This is a genomic window from Methylobacterium sp. J-059 (assembly GCF_022829485.1).
Lineage (GTDB): Bacteria > Pseudomonadota > Alphaproteobacteria > Rhizobiales > Beijerinckiaceae > Methylobacterium.
The window spans coordinates 1-987 of the sequence record NZ_JAKSYA010000079.1; the positions used below are offsets into that span (position 1 = coordinate 1).

The 987-nt window shown below is 65.6% G+C and carries 1 protein-coding gene and 2 pseudogenes; all 3 read left to right on the forward strand.

Annotation, left to right across the window (positions count from 1 at the left end):
• The coding region (locus tag MKK55_RS08790) for a transposase (RefSeq protein ID WP_243932900.1) at nucleotides 1–130 on the forward strand (130 nt) is incomplete at its 5' end.
• Nucleotides 131–146: 16 nt separating this feature from the next.
• Nucleotides 147–299 (forward strand): annotated as a pseudogene (locus MKK55_RS08795) (IS66 family transposase zinc-finger binding domain-containing protein); the annotation flags it as partial.
• Nucleotides 300–355: 56 nt separating this feature from the next.
• A pseudogene (locus MKK55_RS08800) lies at nucleotides 356–987 on the forward strand (IS481 family transposase); the annotation flags it as partial.

Sequence of the window (987 nt, forward strand, 5' to 3'; positions counted from 1 at the left end):
CAATCAGGTCGAGCGCCTCTGGGCCAGGCTCAAGGAATGGCGCGCCATCGCCACCCGATACGAGAAAACCGCCGCCAGCTTCATGGGCGTCCTCTGCCTCGCGGCCGCCCTCGACTGGCTCAAGCGATGACACGCCCTAGAAGGTCAAGCGGCGCATGAACCGTAGGGCGCTGCCCGCCCGCCTGCCGCCGGTCGAGTGCCTCGTCGACGTCGCCAGCACCGCTTGCCCATGCTGCGCGGGTGCCCTGCACCGGATCGGCCAGGACGTCTCTGAGCGTCTCGACGTGGTGCCGGCTAGATGTTTGATCTCGTGGTTTGATGGTGCGATCTTCACGTCGGAGTGGAGGGACGCGCTATGGGCCGGGTTTTTCACGGCAGCGCCACGACGACTAAGGCGATCCTTGGAGCGATCCAGCATAGTCAAGCGAGCCTGAGGGCGCTGTCGAAGCGCTACGGGATCAACCAGAAGACGGTCGCCAAGTGGCGGCAGCGGACCTCAGTCGCCGACCAGCGCACGGGGCCTAAGGATCCACGTTCGACGGTGCTGTCACCCGAGGACGAGGCGGTCGTCGTCGCCTTTCGGCGTCACACGCTCCTGCCGCTCGATGACTGCCTCTACGCGCTCCAGGCGATGATCCCGCACCTGACCCGCTCGTCGCTGCATCGGTGCCTGCAGCGCCACGGTATCAGCCGATTGCCGGAGGTCGACGGCGACAAGCCCAAGCGGTCGCGCTTCAAGGCTTATCCGCTCGGGTACTTTCACATCGATCTGGCTGAGGTCCACACGGTGGAAGGGCGGCTCTAACTGCTCGTCGTCATAGGCCGCACGACCAAGTTCGCCTTCGTCGAGCTTCACGAGAAGGCCACGCGGCGGGTCGCAGCTGACTTCCTCCGCCATCTCATCGAGGCCGTGCCTTACAAGGTGCACACGGTGCTCACCGACAACGGCACCCTCTTCACGACACCCGGCAACGTCGCCTCGGCCGC